Genomic DNA, 17,596 nt, shown 5'->3' with positions numbered 1-17,596 from the left:
ATCGTAAAATCGTCCGTTTTAGTTCGCAGTAAGCAAATCCGATCATGAGTCAAGACAAGCAATCGGCCACGCTGTTGATCAGCGCGCCGGACAAGAAGGGCCTGGTGGCGGCGATCGCCAACTTCCTGATGACCTACAACGCCAACATCATGCACGCGGACCAGCATCAGGACACCAGCGAAAACCTGTTCCTGATGCGGGTGCAATGGGATGTGAACGGCTTCACCCTGCCGATGGAGAATTTCGCCGCCGCTTTTCAGCCGATTGCCGACGAGCACGCGATGAACTGGAAGGTGTCGCTGTCCACCCGCAAGCCGCGGATGGCCATCTTCGTGTCGCAGTACGAGCACTGCCTGGTGGACCTGATGCACCGCTGGCGCATCGGCGAGCTGGATTGCGAGATTCCGCTGGTGATTTCCAATCACGAAACCTGCCGCCGGCTGGTGGAGTTCAACGGCATCCCCTTCCACGTGATCAAGGTCACCAAGGACAATAAGGAAGAGGCCGAGGCCGAACAGTTCCGCCTGCTGGAAGAGGCCGGCGTGGACTTCATCGTGCTGGCGCGCTACATGCAGATCCTGTCGCAGGGCTTCGTCGAGCGTTATCCGGACCGGGTGATCAACATCCATCACAGCTTCCTGCCCGCCTTCGACGGCGCCAAGCCCTACCACCGCGCTTTCGCGCGCGGGGTGAAGCTGATAGGCGCCACCAGCCACTATGTGACCGAGGACCTGGACGAAGGCCCTATCATCGAGCAGGAAGTCACCCGCATTTCTCACCGCGACGAAGTGGACGACCTGATCCAGAAGGGCCGCGACCTGGAGAAAGTGGTGCTGTCGCGCGCCGTGCGCTGGCATATCGACAACCGCGTGCTGTCCTATAACAACAAGACGGTAGTCTTTGACTGAGAGCGGACATGCGCCTGCTGATTGACGATGTGGTGGATTTGCTGCGCTTCCGGGTCAAACCCCTGGGCGAGTACCAGTATCCGCGCTGGCAGACCCTGTTGTTTTTGATCGCGCTGGGCCTGGTGGCCAGCGCGGACACCGCCGAGCTGGGCAACAACCTGACCGGGCGCATGCTGTTCATGGTGCTGTTCACGCTGGCGGAAACCCTGTGTTTCGCCGGCTTCATCGGCTTGTGGCTGCGTTTTGCCAAGTGGGACGGCCATGGTTCGCTGTTCGGCCTGGTGGCGGTGGCCAGCGGTCTGCAATTCATCGAGCCGCTGACCAGCTGGTTGCCGGACGACGCGGCGCTGGCGGTCAACGCGGCCTTGTCCATCTTCGGCATCCTGGTGCTGGTCAACGCGCTGGCCGTGGTGTCCGGCATCCACCGCTTGCGGGTGGCGCTGGGCGTGCTGCTGTTCGCGCCGGTGGCCATGGTGCTGCTGGCCGGGGCCCTGTCGCTGGGGTCGGCCGCGGGCTGGGTGGACTTGCCCGCAGGCGTGGCCGACGCCGCGCGCGGTGCGGAGAGTTCGGCGCCCGCCACCGGCATCTGAGCCCGCGGGCTGGAAAAACAACAGGACATGCTTTGGCATGTCCTGTTTTACATGGGGCGCGCGGCGCTCAATCCACCTTGGCGATGTATCTGGCCAGGCCCAGCAAGGCGCGCAGCGCGTCGCCCTTGGCGGTGACCTCGCCGCGCAGCCGCGCGTAGCGGCGCAGGATGGCGCGGCCCTCTATGAACAGGTCCATGTCGGTGTCCGGCGAGGACACCAAGGCGATGCGTTCGATTTCCCCCTGCGGGCGCGGCTGGCCCTGCGCGATGCACAGGTAGACCTTGTGCGCGTTGAACGGGGTGATGTGATCGAACAGATACAGCATGGAGTTGATGCGCAGGCCGGTTTCTTCCCGCACTTCGCGGATCAGCGCCTGGGAGCGCAGTTCGCCGCGGGCGGCCTTGCCGCCGGGAAGGTTGTAGCGGCCGCCTTTGGCCGCGGTGACCAGCACGCCGTCAGGCAGTTCGATAATAGCGGTTGCGCGCCTGGCCAGGTCCGCGGGCAGGCGCTCGTTTCTTTTTTCTTCCAAAACACTCATTCTTCAAAAAATTAGTTAGGGCCACCGACTTGAGGGTGGCCCTGGATATTATTTTTCCGATTCTAAAGCACTAGACCGATCAGTCCAATAAGCTGTGCTCAAAATTTGTTCAAATATATGATTGGAATATGTTTTATCGAGCTGGTATGCGTTGTGAAAAAACTGGTTTGAAATATCAGGCCAGCTTGATGAGCAGGCCGCCCAGGCCCACCAGCAGGCAGTAGTAGCCAAACGGCCGCAAGGATTCGATTTCGCTTTTCTTGAAATAGCGCATCAGAAAAGCGGTGCTGGCGTAAGCGCAGGCGCCGGACAGCAGGCCGCAGGCCAGCAGCAAGCCGGCCGAGGCTTGGCTGTGCGCCAGCTTGGGCACTTCCAGCACGCCGGCGGCGGCGATGATGGGAGTGGCCAGCAGAAAGGAAAAGCGCGCGGAAGAGGCGTAGTCCAGGCCGTGGGCGAGGCCGGCCACCAGGGTGGCGCCGGAGCGGGAGAAGCCGGGCAACAGGGCCAGCGCCTGGCCGGCGCCAATCTTGATCGCGCCCGACAGGCTCAGTCTTTCCAGATCCAGATGGGCTTGCCTCCGTTTCAGGCGGTCGCCCCACAGCAAGAGCAGGCCGTTCAGACTGAGGAAGACCAGCACCGCGGTGGCGCTGCCGAACAGCGCGCGCAGCTGCTTTTCCAATAGCAGGCCCAGCAGGCCGGCCGGAACGGTGCCGGCGATCAATAGCCACAGCAGCCGGGCTTCCGGATTGTCTGCCTTGCCGCGGGCCTTGAGAAAGCCGCTGATCAATTGCAGCCAGTCGCGGCGGAAATACAGCAGCAGCGCGGCGGCGGTGCCCAGATGCAGCACCACCATGAAGGGCAGGAAGTCCGGGCTCGTGCGGTTGATGGACCAGTGCAGCCAGTCCGGGATCAGCACGCCGTGCCCCAGGCTGCTGACGGGAAAGAGTTCGCTGACGCCTTGGATGACGGCGAACAGCAGGGCTTCGATGGGATTCATGACGGGTCCTGTGGCGGTGGGAGGACGGCTTGCGCCGGCCTGCTTATCAACGCCGCCGCCACGGCCCGGTTGACCGGCTCAGCTCCGCTGCCGGCGCTCCAGCTCCTGTTCCTCCTCTTCCAGCCGGCGGCGGATGGCGGCGAAGAAGCGGTGAATGCCGTGCACGGATTCGGACAGCTCGGCCAGGCACTGTTGGCGTTGCGCCGGCGTCAGCACGGCAAGCTGGACCTCCGGGTCCGGATTGCGTTCGAAAGCCAGGGTCAGGATGGGCTCCAGCAGCGGCGCCTGTTCCGGATCGTCGAACAACAGGCCCCAGTCCTCGTTCAGCAACTGCATGCCTTCGGAGAAGCCCTCGGCCCAGTCGTTGCCGCGCAGCTCGCCGGCGGCGTCCGGCTCCAGCCAGGGCTGGAAGGCGCCGTCTTCGCGCAGCGCGGCGGAGATGTCCAGCCAATGTCCCATCAACAGTTTGGCGAACTGTTCCAGCGCCTTGTCGCTGGGGAAGGCGGAATCGTCGTCGAAGGCGTCGCCGATGATGACAGGCAGGCATTCGGTAGGCTTGATCTGTTCCGGGCCGCTGAGCAGGGCGGCGAAAAAGCCGTCCAGGCGTTCCAGGTTCATGCCTTGCTGCGGCAGGAAGCGGTTCAGGGTGGCGGCCAGGCGTTGGTAGTCGGCGTCGGAAAGCGGAGTATGGCTCATGGCGGACCAGGGCTAGGGGAAAAAAGCCCATTATCCGCCATCTGACGGCCAAGCGCACCGCCGGCCGCCAGCCGCGACACAATCGCGATGCGGAGGACTTGACGGCTCTGTTACAATTGTTCTTTTTTGACCCAACCTCTAATAGGTTTCCATCATGTTGACCGTGTATAACACCCTGACCCGCCAGAAAGAAGAGTTCAAACCCATCGAGCCCGGCAAGGTGTGTATGTACGTGTGCGGCATGACGGTCTACGACCTCTGTCATATCGGCCACGCGCGCATGCTGACGGCCTTCGACCTGATCTACCGCTGGTTCGTCGCCTCCGGCTACGACGCCACCTATGTGCGCAACATCACCGATATCGAGGACAAGATCATCAAGCGCGCCGCCGAGCGCGGCATTCTGCCGCAGCAATTGGTGGAAGAGACCATCGCTGACATGCGCCAGGACGCCGCGGCGCTGGGCCTGTTGTCGCCGACGTTCGAACCGCGCGCCACCCAGCACGTGCCGGGCATGGTGGCCCTGATCGAAAAACTGATCGCCAACGGCAAGGCCTACGCCGCCGACAACGGCGATGTGTATTACGCGGTGCGCGAGTTCGAGGGCTACGGCAAATTGTCCGGCCGCACCCTGGACAAGCTGCGCGCCGGCGAGCGGGTGGAAGTGGACCCGCACAAGCGCGATCCGCTGGACTTCGTGCTGTGGAAGGCCGCCAAGCCGGGCGAGCCGTCTTGGGACAGCCCGTGGGGTCCGGGGCGTCCGGGCTGGCATATCGAGTGCTCGGTGATGAGCTGTCATCACCTGGGCGAGCATTTCGACATCCACGGCGGCGGCGAGGATCTGCAGTTCCCGCACCATGAGAACGAAATCGCCCAGTCCGAGGGCGCGCATGGCCACCAGTACGTCAACTACTGGCTGCACAACGGCTTCATCAACGTCGACGGCGAGAAAATGTCCAAATCGCTGGGCAACTTCTTCACCATCCGCGACGTGCTGGGCCATTTCGACGGCGAGGTGATCCGCTTCTTCATCGTGCGCAGCCATTACCGCAGCCCGGTGAACTACACCGACAGCATCCTCGTCGACGCCAAGCACGGCCTGACCCGGCTCTACACCGCCTTGCGCGGCCTGGAGCTGCCGGCCGCCGCCGGCATAGACTGGAAGGACCCGTTCGCCGCGCGCTTCCAGGCGGCGATGAACGACGACTTCAATTCTTCGGAAGCGGTGGCGGTGCTGTTCGAACTGGCCGGCGAAGTCAACAAGAGCCGCGACCCGCGGCAGGCGCGGCTGCTGAAGGACTTGGGCGGCGTGCTGGGCCTGCTGCAGCGCGACCCGGAGGAGTTTCTCAAGGGTGGCGCCGGCGACGACGAGCTGTCGGCCGAAGCCGTGGAAGCGCTGATCCAGGCGCGCAAGGACGCGCGAGCCAGCAAGAACTGGGCGGAGTCCGACCGTATCCGCGACGAGCTTACCGCCAAGGGCATCGTGCTGGAGGACGGCGCCCAGGGCACCATCTGGCGTCGCGCCTGAGTCGTTGCCGCCGCCGCTGACAGTGGATTTTGGACTTGTCAAGCGGCGGCAAAGCGCGGATAATCGATAGTTTCGCAAGCAGTACAGGCAAATCCCCTGTACCCGATTTGAAAGGAAGACAGATGAAAACCGATATTCACCCGACTTACAAAGACCTGACCGTTACCTGCTCCTGCGGTAGCCAGTTCGTGACCAAGTCCACCATGTCCAAGGACGCGTTCGGCATTGAAGTTTGCTCCAACTGCCACCCGTTCTACACCGGCAAGCAAAAGATCGTCGACACCGCCGGTCGCGTTGACAAGTTCAACCAAAAGTTCGGCGGCTTCTTCAAGCGCTAAGCGCCGAGAACACGTTGGACACCCAGAAAAAGGCAGCTCAGGCTGCCTTTTTTCTATGATTCCGGCGCGCCGGCGGCGGCAGGGCCTGGCAGATCCCGGCCGGCGGCGCGCGCATCCACATCTGCAAGGTTGAGGCCATGGCGATCCACATCGTTTACCTGTCCCACGGCGGCAAGAAATACTACGACCAGACCCGCTTTTCCGTGTTGAGCCTGTTGCATCTGCTGCTGAAGCAGCAGCGGCAGGACGTGAAGATCATGGTGTACACCGACGCGCCGGACAGCGTGCCCGCGCATCCGCTGGTCCGCACCGAGGCCTTGAGCCGGGCGCAATTGCAAGCTTATCGCGGCCAGTTCGACTACGTGCACCGCATCAAGCTGGAAGTGATGCTCAAGGCGGCGCGCGAACTGGGCACCGCCGTGTTGTACGTGGATTGCGACACCCGCTGGCTGCGCGTGCCGGACGAGCTGTTCGCCCGGCTGGAGGCGGGAAACGCCAGCTGCATGCATGTCAACGAAGGCGTGTTCGGCCCCGGCTTCTTCCCGGACTACCTGGCCGCGGTGGACAAGCACGGCGCCGAGCTGCGCAAAATGGGAGTGGCCGACGTTCAGGGCCTGGCGATGTGGAACGCCGGCGTGGTCGGCGCTTCCGCCGACATGGTGCCCTTCTTCGAAACCGCCTTGCGCGTCAACGACTTCCTGCTGCCGCGCGTGGAAGCGCGCAACTGGACCGAGCAGTTGGCCTGGTCGCTGGTGGCCTGCGACGGCCGCCAGCCGCTGGCGCTGGGGGATGCGCTGCACCATTACTGGAACTACAGTTACGAGGCGCCGCTCTACCTGGCGGAGGTGTTCGCTGGCATGGAGGCGGATTGGGACGTGGCGCGGCAGGCGGCGTACTGCGGCGAATTCGCCTGGGACGAGGCGCGCCTGAAGGCGATACAGGCCGACCCCGAACACAAGCGTCAGCGCCGCCGCAACAAGCTGCGCAATTCCATTTCCAAGCGCAAGGTGGATTGGCGCATTCTGATCGCTCGGCTGCGCGGCGCTTTGCCGTCGGCTGACTGAAAGCGTTTGAACGAGAGTCATGCTTACTTATTCGGAACAATCCCAAACCCTGGCCAAGCCTACGGAAAAGCCGTGGATCCTGCTGCTGCTGTGCTTCGTCTGGTTGTGGCCCGGCATCCTGGGCCACGACCCGTGGAAGCCGGACGAGCCTTTCGTGCTGGCGGCGGTGCAGGGCATGCTGGACACCGGCAACTGGCTGCTGCCCACGGTGCAGGGCGCGCCCTACCTGGATAGCCCGCCCTTGTACTACTGGGTGGCGGCCTTCATGGTCAAGCTGCTGTCTCCCTGGCTGCTGCCGGCGCACGACGCCGCGCGGCTGGCCACGCCGCTGTTCATGGCGCTGGCCTTGCTGCTGGCCGGCATGACCGGCCGCGACCTGATCGGCCGTCGTCACGGCCGCAGCGTGGTGATGGTGCTGATAGGCTGCGTCGGCCTGGTGGAAACCGGCCACCAGCTGACCTCGGTGGTGGCCGGCTTCGCCGGTTTCGCCGCCGCCTTCTACGCCTTGTCCCTGACCCTGCGCTCGCCCGGCCTCGCCGGCGCCTTGCTGGGCGCGGCCAGCGCGGCGATCTTCCTCAGCGCCAGCCTGATGGAGCTGCTGTTGCTGTGGATGGTGGTCTTGCTGCTGCCGGCCTTCTCCGCCTGGCGCAGCAAGCAGTACGCGATCACCGTGCTGCTGGCCTTGCTGATCGCCGCGCCCACTTCCATGGTGTGGCCGCTGGCGCTGGCCAAGAGCCATCCGGACGCGTTCAGCCTGTGGTGGAACGACTACTCGCTGGGCCAGCTCAACGGCTTCGGCCGGGTGCAACTGTTCCACGACTTCGGCTATTACAGCCTGAACGCCTTGTGGTTCGCCTTCCCTGCCTGGCCGCTGGCCGGCTGGACCCTGTACCGCAACCGGGAACGGCTGGACCAGGCGCGCTTGCAATTGCCGCTGATGTTCTTCGCCGTGGTGCTGATCCTGCTGACCTTGTCCAGCCGGCCCAATATGACTTACGCGATTCCCTTGCTGTTGCCGCTGTCTCTGCTGGCGGCGGTGGAGCTGGACAACCTCAAGCGCGGCGCGGCGGCCTTCCTCAACTGGTTCGGCCTGATGACCTTCGGCTTCTTCGCGCTCTTGGTGTGGGCGGGCTGGGCGGCGATGAACTTCGGCTGGCCGCAGGGCCTGGCCGGACGCGCCCAATACTTCAGCCCCTATTACCAGGTGCATGTGTCCAGCCTGGCCGCGGTGTGCGCGGTGATCGCCACCCTGGTGTGGCTGTGGGCGCTGACGCGCAAGCATTTGCGCGGCCGCCAGGCCATCAGCAACTGGGCGGCGGGCCTGACTCTGCTGTGGGGTCTGGGCATGACCTTGTGGCTGCCGTGGTTCGACGCCGCCAAGAGTTACCGGCCGGTGGTGGAGCGGATGATGAAGGCGCTGCCGGCCAACGCCGCCTGCGTGGCGACCGAGAGCCGCAACCAGCTGGCGCTGATCAGCTGGCGCTACTACGCCGGCCTGGATCTGGTGTCCTATCCGGCGGGCAACGCCTCGCCTTGCGACTATCTGCTGGTGGTGCGCTCCGAAGACGAGGGCATCGCCGAGCCGGGCTGGGAAGTGCTGTGGTACGGCTCGCGCCCGCGCGAGGACAATATGAAGTTTGCGCTGTTGCGGCGCATTCACTCGCCATGAGTTGCGAAAAAACCCCGGCAAGCCGGGGTTTTTTCTTGGCCGCGCGCCGGCTCAGCTTTGCAGCTCGTCTAGGTTCTCGAACAGCTTCAGCGCTTCCGGGTTGGCCAGCGCGGTGAGATTGCTGACCGGCAGGCCATGGATCACGTTCTTCACCGCCAGCTCGACGATCTTGCCGCTGATGGTCTTGGGGATGTCGGCGACGGCGATGATCTTGGCCGGCACGTGGCGCGGGCTGGCGCCGGTCTTGATCTGCGCCTTGATCCGCTGCTGCAGGTCTTCGTCCAGCCGCGCGCCGGCGCGCAGGCGCACGAACAGCAACACGCGCTCGTCGTCCTGCCACTGCTGGCCGACGGCGATGCTCTCCAGCACCTCGTCGAAAGCCTCCACCTGGCGGTAAATCTCGGCGGTGCCGATGCGCACGCCGCCGGGGTTGAGCACCGCGTCGGAGCGGCCGTAGATGATCATGCCGTCGTGGGCGGTGAGTTCGGCGTAGTCGCCGTGGCACCAGATATTGTCGAAACGGCCGAAATAGGCCTGGCGGTACTTGCCGCCGTCGGCGTCGTTCCAGAAGCCCACCGGCATCGACGGGAAGGGGCGGGTGCACACCAGCTCGCCCTTCTCGCCGCGCACCGGTCGGCCGTATTCGTTGTAGATGTCCACCGCCATGCCCAGGCCGCGGCATTGCAGCTCGCCGCGGTAGACCGGCAGGCTGGCGCAACCCAGCGCGAAGCAGGACACGATGTCGGTGCCGCCGGACACCGAGGCCAGATTGATGTCGGCCTTGATGTTGGCGTAAACCCAGTCGAAGCTTTCCGCCACCAGCGGCGAGCCGGTGGAGAACACCGCGCGCAGCGAATCCAGCTTCCATTCCCGCGCCGGGACGATGCCGCTCTTGCGCAGGCCGTCTATGTATTTGGCCGAAGTGCCGAAATGGGTGAAGCGCTGCCGCTCGGCGTAGTCCCACAGCGTGCGGCCTTCGCCGACGAAGGGCGAGCCGTCGAACAGCATCAGCGCCGCGCCGGAAGCCAGGCCGGACGCCAGCCAGTTCCACATCATCCAGCCGCAGGTGGTGAAGTAGAACAGGCGGTCGCCGTGGTGCACGTCGCCGTGCAGCTGCTGTTCCTTCAGGTGCTGGAGCAGGGTGCCGCCGGCGCCGTGGACGATGCACTTGGGCTTGCCGGTGGTGCCGCTGGAATAGAGGATGAACAGCGGGTGCCGGAACGGCAGCCGTTCGAAGCTCAGCGCTTGCGGCTGGTAGGCGGCGGTGAAGTCCGCAAGGGTGATGGCCTTGGGCACGTTTTCCGCGAACACCCCGGTTTCGCCCAGATAAGGCACCACGATGATTTGCCGCACCGAGGGCAGCGCCTCCGCCAGCGCCGCCATCTTGGCGCGGATGTCCACCGCCTTGCCGGCGTACCAGTAGCCGTCCGGGCAGAACAGCAGCTTGGGTTCGGTCTGGCCGAAGCGCTCCACCGCGCCGTCCGCGCCGAAATCCGGCGAACAGCTGGTCCACACCGCGCCCAGGCTGTTGGCGGCCAGCATCGCGGCGATGGTTTCCGGCATATTGGGCATGAAGCCGGCCACGCGGTCGCCGGACTGGATGCCGGCGCCGCGCATCGCCTGTTGCAGCAGCGACACCTGGGCGCGCAGCTCGCGCCAGCTCCAGCGCCGCTGCAACTGGTCCTCGCCCCAGAACACCAGCGCGTCGCCGTCGTCGTCGCGGCGCAGCAGGTTCTCGGCGTAGCTCAGCCGCGCTTCCGGGAAGAAGCGGGCGGCCAGCATATTGTCGCCGTCGCTCAGCGCCGTCGCGCCCTTGTCGCCGATCACGCCGCAGTAGTCCCAGACCAATGACCAGAAGCGGGCCGGATCGGCCACGCTGGCGCGCCACAGCTCGGCGTAGCCGTTCAGCTTGCGGTCGTAGGCCAGCTCGGCCAGCTTGGTGAAGGCGGTCAGGTGGGCGCCGGCCAGGCGGCCGGCGGAGGGGGTCCAAATGGGCGTGTCGGGGGTCATGCTTTCTCCTGATATTTTCTCCGCGCGCCGGCCCATGGGCGGGCGGCGGCTTGTTATCGTTCCGGCTTGGCGCGGCGTTGATCGCCGATGGCGTGCGCCAGCTTGGAGGCCGGCGGCTTGCCCAGCGCGTCGGCGATGAACCAGGCGGTGTCCACCAGCGCGGCCAGGTCGACTCCAGTGCTATGGCCTTCGCCGTGCAGTAGGTAGACGACGTCCTCGGTGGCGACGTTGCCGGAAGCTCCCTGAGCATAAGGGCAGCCGCCCAGGCCGGCAACAGAAGAATCGAATGTCATCATTCCGGCGCGCAAACACGCATGAATATTGCTGATGGCCATGCCGTAAGTGTCATGGAAGTGGCCGGCAAGCTGCGTCATTGGCACAGTCTTGCTCACCGCCTCCAGCATCGCCAGCACGCTGGCCGGCGTGCCCACGCCTATGGTGTCGCCCAGCGAGATTTCGTAGCAGCCCAGGTCCAGCAGCCGCGCGGCTACCTCCGCCACCTTGGCCGGCGCGATGCGGCCCTCGTAGGGACAGCCCACCACGCAGGACACATAGCCGCGCACCGGCACGCCGGCCGCCTGCGCGCGCGCCGCCACCGGCGCGAAGCGTTGCAGGCTTTCGGCGATGCTGGCGTTGATGTTGCGCCGGCTGAAGCTTTCGCTGGCGGCGCCGAACACGGCGATTTCGCGCGCGCCGGCCGCCAGCGCCGCGTCCAGCCCCTGCTCATTGGGCACCAGCACCGGGTAGGCGACCGGCCCGGTCAGATCCAGCCCGGCCAGCATCTCGGCGCTGCCGGCCATCTGCGGCACCCATTTGGGCGAGACGAAGGCGCCGGCTTCTATGCTGCGCAGGCCGCTGGCGGCCAGGCGACGGATCAGCTCCAGCTTGACGGCGGTGGACAGCGCTTGTTTTTCGTTTTGCAGCCCGTCGCGCGGGCCCACTTCCACAATCTTCACATGCGGCACTTCGGCTCTCCGTTAGCGGCGGCGCGGTTGCACCGGGATGTAGATGTCCATCTGGCGCTGCGGCTGGTCCGGCGCGCAGCGGCCGTCGTAGCGCTCGAAGGTGCCCAGCGGCGCCTGCTCCCATTGCTTGGACGCCGGCAGCCAGTCTTGCATGATGTAGCGCCAGGCGGCCTGGATCGCCAGGCCGAACTCGGCGTCGCTGCCGGCCGGCTCGGTGGTGAACACCGCGCACTTGGCCGGCGGCGTGCGCCGCTGCGCGCAGCCGGGCGGCAGCGGCAAGGGCTGCGGGCATTCCATCCCTATCATATAGCCGAAGCGGCCGGTGTCCGGGTCGAAGTCGTGGATCAGCCCGTATTCGGCGGCGTCGGCGCGGCCCAGCGCCGCCAGCAGCGGCTGGCGTAGGGTGGCCGCGTATTCGCCCCAGAATTCGGGAATCTGGCGCAGATTGTCGCCGTTCTCCATCCGGGTGGCGATGCTGTAGCCGGCCAGGTTCAGGCCGGGGTGATTGATGATGATGGGGTCCATGGGTGTCACTCCGCTTCGAAGTCGACCAGTTCGTCGCCGTCGTTGACCTGCTCGCCGGTGCCGAAATAGAAAGCCTTGACCACGCCGTCCGCCGGCGCGGGGATGGTGTGCTCCATTTTCATCGCCTCCAGGATCAGCAGCGGCTCGCCCTTGCTGAGCTTGACGCCGGTGGCGGCCAGCAGGGCGACGATGCGGCCCGGCATCGGCGCTTTCAAATGGGTTTCGCCGTGCACTTCCTCCGCGGCCACCGCCAGCGGGTCCAGCCACTGAGCCTCCAGCCGCTGGCCGGCGGCGAACAGCACCCGTTGCTGGCCGCTGCGGGCGACCACGGCTTCCAGTTGTTTGTCGTCCAGCCGCGCGCGCAAGCTTGCGCCGTCCAGGCTGCCGGCGGCGGAGAATTGGCGGCCGGCGGCGGCGATCTCGAAGCCGTCGCCCAGATGGCGCAGCGTCACCGGGTAATCGTGGCCGGCGATGTGGAAGGCGAGGCTGCGGCTGAGCGCGCCGTTGAGCCGCCAGCCGGCGCTGGCCGGGTAGGCGCCGGGCGCGGCCAGCGCTTCGGCCAGGGCCAGCAGCGCCAGTTGTTCGGCTTCGGGCGCGGCCGGCGGCGGCAGCAGCGCGTCGTGGTGACGGGCGATCAGGCCGGTGTCCACCTGGCCGCCGGCGAAACTGGCGTGCTGCACGATGCGGCGCAGGAAGGGAATATTGGTGGTGACGCCGGCCACCTGATAGTCGGCCAGCGCCGCGTCCAGCCGTTGCAGCGCCTGGCGGCGGTCCTCGCCCCAGACAATCAGCTTGGCGATCATCGGGTCGTAGAAGGGCGAGATGCTGTCGCCGGCGACGACGCCGGTGTCGATGCGCACAAGGGCGGATTCCGCCGGCGCGCGCAGGTGGTAGAGGGTGCCGGTGGCGGGCAGAAAGCCCTTGTCCGGGTCTTCGGCGTAGATGCGCGCCTCGATGGCGTGGCCGCTGATGCTGAGCTGTTCCTGGGCCAGGGGCAGCGGCTGGCCGCTGGCGACGGCCAATTGCCAGGCCACCAGGTCCTGGCCGGTGATCATCTCGGTGACCGGGTGCTCCACTTGCAGCCGGGTATTCATTTCCATGAAGAAGAAGCGGCCGGGGCTGCCGTCGGCCAGCACTTCCATGATGAATTCCACCGTGCCGGCGCCGACATAGCCCACCGCGCGGGCGGCGGCGCAGGCGGCCGCGCCCATCGCTTCGCGGGTGGCCGGCGGCAAGTCCGGCGCCGGGGCTTCCTCCAGCACTTTCTGGTGGCGGCGCTGCACCGAGCAATCGCGCTCGAACAGGTACACGCATTGGCCGTGGCTGTCGGCGAACACCTGGATTTCCACATGGCGCGAGCGCGGCAGGTATTTCTCCACCAGCACCTTGTCGTCGCCAAAGCTGGCGCGCGCCTCGCGCTGGCAGGAGGCCAGCGCCGCCTCGAAGTCCGCGGAAGCTTCCACGATGCGCATGCCCTTGCCGCCGCCGCCGGCGCTGGCCTTGATCAGCACCGGGTAGCCGATGGCGTCGGCCTGGCCGCGCAGGAAATCCGGCTCCTGGCGCTCGCCGTGATAGCCGGGCACCAGCGGCACCTGGGCCCGCTCCATCAGCGCCTTGGCCGCGGATTTGCTGCCCATCGCGGCGATGGCGGAGGCGGGTGGGCCGATGAAGGCGATGCCGGCGGCCTCGCAGGCGGCGGCGAAGTCCTCGTTTTCGGACAGGAAGCCGTAGCCGGGGTGGATGGCTTGCGCGCCGCTGCGGCGGGCGATGTCCAGGATCAAGTCGCCGCGCAGATAGGAATCCGCCGCCGGGGCCGGCCCCAGTCGGTAGGCCTCGTCGGCCATTTTGACGAAGCGGGCGTTGGCGTCGGCGTCGGAGTGGACGGCGACGGTGGCGATGCCGAGCGCGCGCGCGGTCTTGATCACGCGGCAGGCGATTTCACCGCGGTTGGCGATCAGTATTTTATTGAACATGGTCCGTCCCTTGTTTCTTGTTCACGTCATGACCAGTTGGGCGGCCGTTTTTCGAAGAAGGCGGCCAGGCCCTCGCGCGCCTCGGCGCCGGCGCGCACGCTGGCGATCTGGCCGGCGGTGTCCTCCAGCAATTGATCGTCCCAGGGCGAGCCTTCGCGCAGCATGGCCAGCAAATCCTTGGCCGAGGACAGCGCCTGCGGCGCGCCCTGGGCCAGCGCCTCGGCGACCTCGGCCACGCGCGCGTCCAGCGCCTCGGCCGGCACCACCTCGTGCACCAGGCCGATGCGCAGCGCGGTGGCGGCGTCGATGCGCTCGGCGGACAGGAAATAGCGCCGCGCCTGACGCCAGCCTATCGCGTCGGCTACGTAAGGGCCGATGGTGGCCGGCACCAGGCCCAGCCTCACCTCGGTCAGGCCGAACTTGGCGGCCTCGGTGGCGATGGCCACGTCGCAGACCGCGGCCAGGCCGGTGCCGCCGGCCAGCGCCGCGCCGTGGATGCGGGCGATCACCGGCTTCTTGCTGCGGTAGACGCTCTTGAGCATGGCCGCCAGCCGTTGCGCGTCGGCCAGATTCTGCTCCTCGCTGTAACCGGCGGCGCGGCGCATCCAGTCCAGGTCCGCGCCGGCGGAAAAGCTTTTGCCGCGGCCGGCCAGCACGATGACGCGGCAGTCCGCCTGCAGCTGCAGATGGGTGAAGGCGGCGGTCAGCTCGGCGATCAGGGTTTCGTTCATCGCATTGTGGATGTCCGGCCGGTTCATCCAGATCGTCGCGGTCTTGCCGCTGTGTGCGATTTCAAGCGTGGTGTAGCTCATCGGTTTCGCCTTTATCCGTCACATCCGGAACACGCCGAAGCGCGTGCTTTCCACCGGGGCGGACAGGGCCGCCTCCAGCGCCAGGCTCAGCACCTCGCGGGTTTGCGCCGGGTCTATCACCCCGTCGTCCCACAGCCGCGCGCTGGCGTAATAGGGGTGGCCCTGGCGCTCGTACTGCTCGCGCACCGGCGCTTTCAGCGCCTCTTCCTGCTCGGCGCCGAAGGCGTCGCCCAGCTGTTCCTTCTTCACCTGGGCCAGCACGCCGGCCGCCTGTTCGCCGCCCATCACCGAGATGCGGCTATTCGGCCACATCCACAGGAAGCGCGGCGAATAGGCGCGGCCGCACATGCCGTAGTTGCCGGCGCCGAAGCTGCCGCCTATCAGCACGGTGAACTTGGGCACGCGGGCGCAAGCCACGGCGGTGACCAGCTTGGCGCCGTCCTTGGCGATGCCGCCGTTCTCGTACTTCTTGCCCACCATGAAGCCGGTGATGTTTTGCAGGAACAACAGCGGAATGCCGCGCTGGCAGCACAGTTCGACAAAGTGCGCGCCCTTGAGCGCGGACTCGGAAAACAGGATGCCGTTGTTGGCGATGACGCCGACGCGGTAGCCGTTGAGGCGGGCAAAGCCGGTAACCAGGGTGGCGCCGTAGTTTTGCTTGAATTCGTCGAACTCGGAATCGTCCACCAGCCGGGCGATGATCTCGCGCACGTCGAAGGGCTTTTTCGGGTCCGCCGGGATCACGCCGTAGATTTCCTCGGCGGCGTAGCGCGGCGGGCGCGGTTCGGCGCGGTCCAGCTCGCCCTGTTTGCGCCAGTTGAGGCTGGACACGATGCGGCGGGCGATGGACAGCGCGTGGGCGTCGTTTTGCGCCAGGTGGTCGGCCACGCCGGACACGCGGGCGTGTACGTCGCCGCCGCCCAGCTCCTCCGCGGTCACCACCTCGCCGGTGGCCGCCTTCACCAGCGGCGGGCCGCCCAGGAAGATGGTGCCTTGTTCCTTGACGATGACGGTTTCGTCGGACATCGCCGGCACATAAGCGCCGCCAGCGGTGCAGCTGCCCATCACCACCGCGATCTGCGGGATGCCGGCGGCGGACAGATTGGCCTGGTTGTAGAAGATGCGGCCGAAGTGCTCGCGGTCCGGGAACACCTCGTCCTGCAAGGGCAGGAAGGCGCCGCCGGAATCGACTAGATACACACAAGGAAGACGGTTGTCGCGCGCGATCTCTTGAGCGCGCAAATGCTTCTTCACCGTCATCGGGTAATAAGTGCCGCCCTTGACCGTGGCGTCGTTGGCGATGATCAGGCAATCCACGCCGGCGATGCGGCCGATGCCGCTGATCAGGCCGGCGCCGGGCGCGTCGTCGTCGTACATGCCGAAGGCCGCCAGCTGCGACAGCTCCAGGAAGGGCGCGCCGGGGTCCAGCAGCAGATCGATGCGCTCGCGCGGCAGCAGCTTGCCGCGGGCGGCGTGCTTGGCGCGCGCCTTGTCGCCGCCGCCCAGCGCCGCCTTGGCCACCTTGTCGCGCAGATCGGCCACCAGCGCGCGCATCTTGTCAGCGTTGGCCTGGAAGTCCGCCGCGCGCGGCGAGAGTTTGGATTCGAGGATGGGCATATCGTTTTACCTTGTCATTCGCCGTCGACGAAGCGTGCGGTCAAGTCTTGTTGGAGTGCGGCCGAGTGCGGCAGGAGAAAATGCCCGAGGCAAGGCTGCGCCACGCGGCATCAGGCATTTTCTCCGCCGGGACTACCGGGTTTCCGCCATCAGCTCGCGGCCTATCAACCAACGACGAATCTCGCTGGTGCCGGCGCCGATCTCGTACAGCTTGGCGTCGCGCAGCAGCCGGCCAGTCGCGTATTCATTGATGTAGCCGTTGCCGCCCAGGCACTGGATGGCGTCCAGCGCCATCTGGGTGGCGCCTTCCGCCGCGTACAGAATCGCGCCGGCGGCGTCCTTGCGGGTCTGGCGGCCGGTTTCGCCGCGGTCCAGCGCCTGGCCCACCGCGTAGACATAGGCGCGGCTGGCGGACAGCTTGACGTACATGTCCGCCAGCTTGCCCTGCATCAGCTGGAAATCGCCGATGGCCTGGCCAAACTGCTTGCGGTCGTTCAGATAGGGCACCGTGATGTCCATGCAGGCCTGCATGATGCCCAGCGGGCCGGCGGCCAGCACCGCGCGTTCGTAGTCCAGGCCGCTCATCAACACCTTGACGCCGTTGCCTTCGCCGCCCAGCACATTGGCGTCCGGCACGAAACAGTTGTCGAAGAACATGGGGTAGGTGTTGGAGCCGCGCATGCCCAGCTTGTCCAGCTTGCTGCCGTGGCTGAGGCCGGCGAAGCCGCGCTCCACGATGAAGGCGGTGATGCCCTTGGCGCCGGCGCTGACGTCGGTCTTGGCGTAAACCACCATCACGTCCGCGTCGCCGCCGTTGGTGATCCACATCTTGCTGCCGTTGAGCAGGTAGCCGCCGTCGGCCTTGTCGGCCTTCAGCTTCATGCTGACCACGTCGGAGCCGGCGTTGGGCTCGGACATCGCCAGCGCACCGACATGCTCGCCGGACACCAGCTTGGGCAGCAGCCGGCGTTTTTGCTCGTCGTTGCCGTTCTTGTGGATCTGGTTGACGCAGAGATTGGAGTGCGCGCCGTAGGACAGGCCCACCGAGGCGGAGGCGCGGCTGATTTCTTCCATCGCGATCATATGCGCCAGATAGCCCATCTGGGTGCCGCCGTACTGCTCGTCCACCGTCATGCCCAGCAGGCCCAGGTCGCCGAACTTGCGCCACAGATCGGCCGGGAACAGGTTGTCGCGGTCGATGTCGGCGGCGCGCGGGGCGATTTCGCCTTGGGCGAAGTCGCGCGCGGTTTCGCGCAACATGTCGTAGGTGTCGCCAAAGGCGAAGCGCAGGCTGCTGTACATGGTTTCTCTCCTCTGATGGGCGCGCGTGATTCGCGTGATATGCTCTATCATTACTTACGTTTAC

16 protein-coding genes are annotated in these 17,596 nt (G+C 66.2%); 6 read left to right on the top strand and 10 right to left on the bottom strand.

Features of this window, described 5'->3' with window-relative positions:
• Nucleotides 1-44 precede the first annotated feature (44 nt).
• The gene (purU, locus tag VK98_RS13845) at nt 45-908 is read left to right on the top strand and encodes a formyltetrahydrofolate deformylase (RefSeq protein WP_048414593.1); all 864 of its coding nucleotides are present in this window, start codon (nt 45-47) and stop codon (nt 906-908) included.
• An 8-nt stretch (nt 909-916) separates the two neighbouring features.
• The gene (locus tag VK98_RS13840; protein WP_048414592.1) at nt 917-1,498 is read left to right on the top strand and encodes a hypothetical protein; all 582 of its coding nucleotides are present in this window, start codon (nt 917-919) and stop codon (nt 1,496-1,498) included.
• A gap of 67 nt (nt 1,499-1,565) precedes the next feature.
• On the opposite strand, the gene VK98_RS13835 is transcribed toward VK98_RS13840, so the two are convergent.
• The 3 genes from VK98_RS13835 to VK98_RS13825 all read right to left on the bottom strand — a co-directional run bounded on the left by VK98_RS13835 (nt 1,566) and on the right by VK98_RS13825 (nt 3,729).
• Nucleotides 1,566-2,036, bottom strand: a complete 471-nt coding sequence (locus VK98_RS13835; RefSeq protein ID WP_048414591.1) for an NUDIX hydrolase — start codon at nt 2,034-2,036, stop codon at nt 1,566-1,568.
• A 175-nt stretch (nt 2,037-2,211) separates the two neighbouring features.
• Entirely contained in the window at nt 2,212-3,033 is an 822-nt protein-coding gene (locus VK98_RS13830; RefSeq protein WP_048414590.1) for an undecaprenyl-diphosphate phosphatase, read from the bottom strand.
• A gap of 78 nt (nt 3,034-3,111) precedes the next feature.
• Nucleotides 3,112-3,729 (bottom strand): UPF0149 family protein, encoded by a 618-nt coding sequence (locus tag VK98_RS13825; protein ID WP_048414589.1) that lies wholly within the window; start codon nt 3,727-3,729, stop codon nt 3,112-3,114.
• A 154-nt stretch (nt 3,730-3,883) separates the two neighbouring features.
• Here VK98_RS13825 and cysS point away from each other — a divergent pair, with 154 nt between their 5' ends.
• The 4 genes from cysS (at nt 3,884) to VK98_RS13805 (ending at nt 8,328) form a co-directional block, all read left to right on the top strand.
• Nucleotides 3,884-5,257 (top strand): cysteine--tRNA ligase, encoded by a 1,374-nt coding sequence (gene cysS / locus VK98_RS13820; protein WP_048414588.1) that lies wholly within the window; start codon nt 3,884-3,886, stop codon nt 5,255-5,257.
• Nucleotides 5,258-5,379: 122 nt separating this feature from the next.
• On the top strand, nt 5,380-5,595 hold the full coding sequence (gene rpmE, locus VK98_RS13815) for a 50S ribosomal protein L31 (protein ID WP_043593861.1): 216 nt from the start codon (nt 5,380-5,382) through the stop codon (nt 5,593-5,595).
• Nucleotides 5,596-5,732: 137 nt separating this feature from the next.
• Nucleotides 5,733-6,659 (top strand): hypothetical protein, encoded by a 927-nt coding sequence (locus VK98_RS13810; RefSeq protein ID WP_048414587.1) that lies wholly within the window; start codon nt 5,733-5,735, stop codon nt 6,657-6,659.
• Between the two features lie 19 nt (nt 6,660-6,678).
• Nucleotides 6,679-8,328 carry a glycosyltransferase family 39 protein gene (locus VK98_RS13805; RefSeq protein ID WP_048414586.1) on the top strand — a complete coding sequence of 550 codons (1,650 nt, stop codon included), beginning with the start codon at nt 6,679-6,681 and terminating at the stop codon, nt 8,326-8,328.
• A gap of 51 nt (nt 8,329-8,379) precedes the next feature.
• Here the strand turns inward: VK98_RS13805 and VK98_RS13800 are convergent, their stop codons facing one another.
• From VK98_RS13800 to VK98_RS13770, 7 genes are all read right to left on the bottom strand, one after another.
• Nucleotides 8,380-10,338 carry an acetoacetate--CoA ligase gene (locus VK98_RS13800; RefSeq protein WP_048414585.1) on the bottom strand — a complete coding sequence of 653 codons (1,959 nt, stop codon included), beginning with the start codon at nt 10,336-10,338 and terminating at the stop codon, nt 8,380-8,382.
• Between the two features lie 53 nt (nt 10,339-10,391).
• Entirely contained in the window at nt 10,392-11,303 is a 912-nt protein-coding gene (locus VK98_RS13795) for a hydroxymethylglutaryl-CoA lyase (protein ID WP_048414584.1), read from the bottom strand.
• A 12-nt stretch (nt 11,304-11,315) separates the two neighbouring features.
• Nucleotides 11,316-11,828 carry a GyrI-like domain-containing protein gene (locus tag VK98_RS13790; RefSeq protein WP_048414583.1) on the bottom strand — a complete coding sequence of 171 codons (513 nt, stop codon included), beginning with the start codon at nt 11,826-11,828 and terminating at the stop codon, nt 11,316-11,318.
• 5 nt (nt 11,829-11,833) lie between these two features.
• The gene (locus tag VK98_RS13785) at nt 11,834-13,801 is read right to left on the bottom strand and encodes an acetyl/propionyl/methylcrotonyl-CoA carboxylase subunit alpha (protein ID WP_048414582.1); all 1,968 of its coding nucleotides are present in this window, start codon (nt 13,799-13,801) and stop codon (nt 11,834-11,836) included.
• Nucleotides 13,802-13,827: 26 nt separating this feature from the next.
• Entirely contained in the window at nt 13,828-14,613 is a 786-nt protein-coding gene (locus tag VK98_RS13780) for an enoyl-CoA hydratase/isomerase family protein (RefSeq protein WP_048414581.1), read from the bottom strand.
• Nucleotides 14,614-14,631: 18 nt separating this feature from the next.
• Nucleotides 14,632-16,230 carry a carboxyl transferase domain-containing protein gene (locus VK98_RS13775; RefSeq protein ID WP_043593844.1) on the bottom strand — a complete coding sequence of 533 codons (1,599 nt, stop codon included), beginning with the start codon at nt 16,228-16,230 and terminating at the stop codon, nt 14,632-14,634.
• Between the two features lie 132 nt (nt 16,231-16,362).
• Nucleotides 16,363-17,532 carry an isovaleryl-CoA dehydrogenase gene (locus tag VK98_RS13770; protein WP_048414580.1) on the bottom strand — a complete coding sequence of 390 codons (1,170 nt, stop codon included), beginning with the start codon at nt 17,530-17,532 and terminating at the stop codon, nt 16,363-16,365.
• Nucleotides 17,533-17,596: the final 64 nt, after the last annotated feature.

The organism is Chromobacterium sp. LK11 (assembly GCF_001043705.1).
Taxonomy (GTDB): Bacteria; Pseudomonadota; Gammaproteobacteria; order Burkholderiales; family Chromobacteriaceae; genus Chromobacterium; species Chromobacterium alkanivorans.
The sequence above is the reverse complement of the archived record's forward strand: the minus strand, read 5'-3'. Positions and strand labels throughout refer to the sequence as shown.

Bases quoted from the DNA above. Each gene is read 5' to 3' on its own strand.
- VK98_RS13825 (WP_048414589.1), bottom strand. From the start codon at position 3,729: ATGAGCCATACTCCGCTTTCCGACGCCGACTACCAACGCCTGGCCGCC.
- VK98_RS13830 (WP_048414590.1), bottom strand. From the start codon at position 3,033: ATGAATCCCATCGAAGCCCTGCTGTTCGCCGTCATCCAAGGCGTCAGC.
- rpmE (WP_043593861.1), top strand. From the start codon at position 5,380: ATGAAAACCGATATTCACCCGACTTACAAAGACCTGACCGTTACCTGC.
- purU (WP_048414593.1), top strand. From the start codon at position 45: ATGAGTCAAGACAAGCAATCGGCCACGCTGTTGATCAGCGCGCCGGAC.
- VK98_RS13805 (WP_048414586.1), top strand. From the start codon at position 6,679: ATGCTTACTTATTCGGAACAATCCCAAACCCTGGCCAAGCCTACGGAA.
- VK98_RS13775 (WP_043593844.1), bottom strand. From the start codon at position 16,230: ATGCCCATCCTCGAATCCAAACTCTCGCCGCGCGCGGCGGACTTCCAG.
- VK98_RS13810 (WP_048414587.1), top strand. From the start codon at position 5,733: ATGGCGATCCACATCGTTTACCTGTCCCACGGCGGCAAGAAATACTAC.
- cysS (WP_048414588.1), top strand. From the start codon at position 3,884: ATGTTGACCGTGTATAACACCCTGACCCGCCAGAAAGAAGAGTTCAAA.
- VK98_RS13780 (WP_048414581.1), bottom strand. From the start codon at position 14,613: ATGAGCTACACCACGCTTGAAATCGCACACAGCGGCAAGACCGCGACG.
- VK98_RS13770 (WP_048414580.1), bottom strand. From the start codon at position 17,532: ATGTACAGCAGCCTGCGCTTCGCCTTTGGCGACACCTACGACATGTTG.
- VK98_RS13840 (WP_048414592.1), top strand. From the start codon at position 917: ATGCGCCTGCTGATTGACGATGTGGTGGATTTGCTGCGCTTCCGGGTC.
- VK98_RS13835 (WP_048414591.1), bottom strand. From the start codon at position 2,036: ATGAGTGTTTTGGAAGAAAAAAGAAACGAGCGCCTGCCCGCGGACCTG.
- VK98_RS13790 (WP_048414583.1), bottom strand. From the start codon at position 11,828: ATGGACCCCATCATCATCAATCACCCCGGCCTGAACCTGGCCGGCTAC.
- VK98_RS13800 (WP_048414585.1), bottom strand. From the start codon at position 10,338: ATGACCCCCGACACGCCCATTTGGACCCCCTCCGCCGGCCGCCTGGCC.
- VK98_RS13785 (WP_048414582.1), bottom strand. From the start codon at position 13,801: ATGTTCAATAAAATACTGATCGCCAACCGCGGTGAAATCGCCTGCCGC.